Origin of the sequence: uncultured Phenylobacterium sp., assembly GCF_902826855.1 — a bacterium.
Lineage (GTDB): Bacteria > Pseudomonadota > Alphaproteobacteria > Caulobacterales > Caulobacteraceae > Phenylobacterium.
In genome coordinates this window covers 1-4,242 of sequence record NZ_CADEGK010000297.1, presented here as the reverse complement: position 1 = coordinate 4,242, position 4,242 = coordinate 1, and the positions used below count along the sequence as shown (strand labels likewise).

Here is a 4,242-nt window from a genome sequence, read left to right as displayed (position 1 = left end):
CTACCAGGACCCTCAGACGCTGAACGGTCGCGTGGCCCAGGTCAGTCCGCCAATCATCGTCAACGAGCTGATCAACATCCCGAAGTCGCGCGCCTACGGCTTCGAAGTCGAGACCCGCTGGGCGCCAGTCGAAAACCTGTTGATCATGGCCAACTACGCCTACCTCAACAACAAGATCAAAGACGCCTGCTGCTTTGTCGACAGCTCGGATCCCATGGGCCTCCAGGAGGGAGCTAATCCCGTGGCAGGTCAGGCGGGCGGACAGAGCCTCGCCGGCAATCGACTGCCCGGGTCGCCCCGGCACAAGATCGCCGCGAGCGTCAGCTACACCTTCAACTTCGAGCCAGGCGACCTGACCCTGTCGGTGGTCGAGGATTGGCACAGCAGCTTCTACAGCTCGCTGTTCAACAACCCCAACTGGTTCGTGAAGGGCGGCGCTCAAACCAACGCCCGCGTCTCGTGGACCTCATCGAGCAAGAGCTACGAGATCATCGGCTCGGTGCGCAACCTGTTCGATAAGGAAATCCCGACGGCCTTCACCACCCTGCCGCCGAACCAGAACTTCTACCAACTGCTGTCGTTGCAGCCGCCCCGCGTCTGGACGCTGGAGCTGCGCTACAACTTCTGACCTAGACAAGGTCTAGTCGACGGAGGGGAGGGGCAGCCAAGCTGCTCCTCCCATTTTCGCGTGGGCGCTCCACATCGCCCATCGCCCATCGCCCAGGCGCGCGAGTGATCCGGGCTGTGGGCTGGCAGCGTTCGGCGAGGCTTTCGGCCAGTCGCGATGGGGTGGACGCCCCCTGACGGCATCGAAGTGCCAGAGTGGCGGTGTTTTGAAGCACCACTCGAAGGAGGCGTCCGTGGGCGAGGTTGCGACGATCAGGCTGGATCTGGCGAAGAGCATTTTCCAGGCGCATGGCGCTGATGCGGCTGGTGAGGTCTTGTTCCGCAAGAAGTTGAGGCGCGATCAGGTGCTGAGCTTCTTCGTCAGCCAGCCGAGGTGCCTGGTGGCGATGGAGGCCTGCTCCGGCGCGCATCATTGGGCGCGCGAGTTCATGGGGCTCGGCCATGAGGTCCGGCTCATTCAGCCCCGATACGTCAAGCCGTTCGTGAAGCGTCAGAAGAACGATGTGGCCGATGCGGAGGCAATCGCCGAGGCGGCGCAGCGGCCTACGATGCGGTCGTCGCGCCCAAGACCGCCGAAGCGCAGGGCGCGGCCATAGTCTTCCGCACGCGGGATCTTCTGGTCCGACAGCGCGTCAGCTCAGCAACGCCTTGCGTGGGCACCTGGCTGAGTTCGGCTTCGTCGTGCCCCAGGGCGTTGGCCAGGTCGGGCGGCTCATCGCGCTGGCGGTCGATCCAGAGACCGATCTGCCGGCGCAGGCCCGGCCGATCTGGGCGATCATCGCCGAGAGCATCCAGGCGCTGCAGGCCAAGATCGCGATGCTCGACCGCGAGATCAAAGCTCGCGCGCAGGCAGATCCTGTCGCCAAACGGCTGATGTCTATCCCAGGCGTGGGGCCAGTCGTGGCCACCGCGATCGTGGCTCTGGCCCCGCCGGCCAGCACCTTCCGGCGCGGGCGAGACTTCGCCGCATGGGTCGGTCTCACGCCACGGCAGAACTCCAGCGGCGGCAAGGAGCGGCTCGGGCGCATCTCCAAGATGGGCGATCGCAACCTGCGACGACTGATCATCCTCGGCGCCAGCTCCGCGGCCAAAGTCGCCGCTCAGGACCCATAACAGGCGAGCCCGTGGCCGGCCGGCATGCTGTCGCACAAGCCGCGCATGCTCGTCACGGTCGCGCTCGCCAACAAGACTGCACGGATCGTCTTGGCGCTGATGGCGCACGGCGGATCCTACAGAGCTCCGGCCCGAGCAGCTTGATCGCTGCGATGGCCTGAGGCGTCAGAGGAGGCAAGGTCAGAAGAGACGTATGGCGCAACGGTCCACGGGACGGGGCCCGGAAAACCAGAAATGTCTGCCGCGCCTTGAGCGCGCAATTGCGGCATGACCGGGTCCGCGACAGGCCAGCGGCCTTGATGAAGGCCGCACTCAATAGGCCGGACACACGGACGCACCTGAACCTGCGCGCCCTGCCCTCAGAAACCCTCTTGCATCCGAAGAGGCGTCCACACACAGACATTGCCGTTGTCCGGCTTCGCTCAAGGCCGCCAAGCGCCTAAAGCCACCGCTCGGGTGCGGCACCGCGTGGCGAATTGGTTGGATCCACTCTCCAGAAAAAGGCCCCCGATCCTCTGGGGGAAAGTTCCGCACCGCCCCAGGGATTCCGGGCTAGCGCTCGCAGACACTTGCCTGCTGCTCCTTCGCGCGAAGCGCCAGCGGACTGCTGATCAACGCGATCCGTGCGCACTGCGCGGAGTTCGAGATCGTTATGCCGCAAGGGGCGCGTCGCTCGCCGGACCTCATCAAGGAGGTTCGCGAGGCGGATGTCTCGGTGCTTCCGGATCTGGCTCGTTCTGCCTACTCGGGGCGACCACCACGCGCGCGGTGAGCGTGTCGCCGTCCTCGAACACCACCCCACCCGTCGCCAACTCGACCACCCGTCGGCCCCGCAGGACGCCGCCGCCGCAAGCTTCCTCTACGCGCGAGGTCAGCCCGGTCCCTGTCAGGCTGGCGTAAGGAGTCAGAGATGACGCTGCATTTCGGGGAAGGCGACGCTGTAACCTGGCCACGAGGCCTCGAACGCAGGCGCGAGGTAGTCCGAGTCGTACTGGATGAGGTCGGTGGCGAAGACGCTCCAGGTCTGCGAGCGGGGAGGGGCGGCTTCCGCCTCCAGGATCCGGATCGACAGCTCGGGCCTAGATGTTCAGTCCCGAGGTGAGGGGTCTAGCGATAGCCTGAAGCGCTGAGGCTCTTTCGTCCATGCGTGGTGAAATGCGTGCCGTTGTCGGTGAGCACGGTGTGGATCTTGTAGGGAACCGCTGCGATCAGCCGCCGCAGGAAGTCGGCCGCGGTCTGGCGGCTGACGCGCTCGTGCAACTCGACGACGGCGAACTTGCTGGTGCGGTCGATGGCCACGACCATGAGCAGCTTGCCCTGCTCGGTGCGCAGCTCGGCGATGTCGATGTGGAAGTAGCCGATCGGGTAGGCTCTGAAGGCTTTCTTGGCGGTCTTCTCCGTCTCGATCGACAGGCGCGAGATGTCGTGCCGCTGGAATAGCCGGTGAAGGGACGAGCGCGTTAGGTGCGGGATCGTCGCCTGCAGCGAGTAGAGGCAGTCGTCGAGCGGCAGCAGCGTGTGCCGGCGGAACGCCACCGCCATGGCTTCCTCCTCGGGCGTGAGCGCCGTCGAGCGAGGCGCCTTGGGACCCATCGCAGCATCATGCACGACGCTGCGATGGCGCCACTTCCTCACCGTTTTGCGGTTGAGGCCGTACTGCTCGGCGAGTTCCTGGATCGGAGCCTTCGATCGCTGTATCGCCGCTCGGACAGCGTGCGTGGTCGTGGCGCAGCGTGTAGAATCTGTCCCATAGGCCCTCCCGTGTGTGCGCTCAGCTAAGCTGAGTCCCCCACACTCCGGGACGGAACATCTAGCCCGGCGAAGCTTCAGCGCACGAAGCCCTCGTCGGGCTCCGGCTCAGTGGGGCGCGCCGAGGGGCGGGGTCACGTGGGGTCTACCGGCAAGTTCGGAAGCAGCTGCCAACAACCGGCATCCGCGAGGTCGTAGCCGAGCGCCTCGAGCGCCGCGACGAACTGGTGCGCCGCGCTCAGCTGGTAGGCCACCCATACACACCGGGCCGGTCAGTTGAACCCGGCCTTGGGATCTTGCCTTCAATCCGGCGCATGGCGCTGTCGTGAACTCGACGCAGTCGTGGAAGCGGAAGGCGCAGCTGACGCCCGAGAACGCGCCATAGGCCTCGTCCCCCCAAGTGATGACGATCGTTACGAGACATCGGGGTCTCCTGTGATGGTGGTGAGGGCGCCTCAGGTCGAGCTGAGGCAAGGTCGGTCGGGGAGGGCGCTACGCGCGCCGGGCCGCTCCGCGGGCGTCGGCGCGGATTTTCGCCGGGTCGAGGACGTCGCCGTCCTCAGGAGGATCACCACCTCGTCCTCGGCAAGCTCGAGGCCGTTCTATCAACGAACACCAGACTGCCGTTGACACGAATGGGGAGCTGATCGTCCGAGTAGACCTCAGAGCCGCCGGCCGTCGGGCGAGGGGCCGACGCCGTTCGGGCTGATCATGCCCTCGCGGACCAGCGTGATCATCGAGCCGGCGGGCTTG

1 protein-coding gene and 3 pseudogenes are annotated in these 4,242 nt (G+C 65.8%); 3 read left to right on the top strand and 1 reads right to left on the bottom strand.

Going from position 1 to position 4,242, the window contains the following annotated elements; all coding sequences use genetic code 11:
* From QZV94_RS23655 to QZV94_RS23645, 3 genes and pseudogenes are all read left to right on the top strand, one after another.
* A partial coding sequence (locus QZV94_RS23655; protein WP_293682708.1) for a TonB-dependent receptor occupies positions 1-628 on the top strand: 628 nt, incomplete at its 5' end.
* Between the two features lie 232 nt (positions 629-860).
* Positions 861-1,884, top strand: a pseudogene (locus tag QZV94_RS23650) (IS110 family transposase).
* Positions 1,885-2,347: 463 nt separating this feature from the next.
* Positions 2,348-2,473, top strand: a pseudogene (locus QZV94_RS23645) (IS110 family transposase); the annotation flags it as partial.
* 416 nt (positions 2,474-2,889) lie between these two features.
* On the opposite strand, the pseudogene QZV94_RS23640 reads toward QZV94_RS23645, so the two are convergent.
* Positions 2,890-3,491: pseudogene (locus QZV94_RS23640) on the bottom strand (DDE-type integrase/transposase/recombinase); the annotation flags it as partial.
* Positions 3,492-4,242 lie beyond the last annotated feature (751 nt).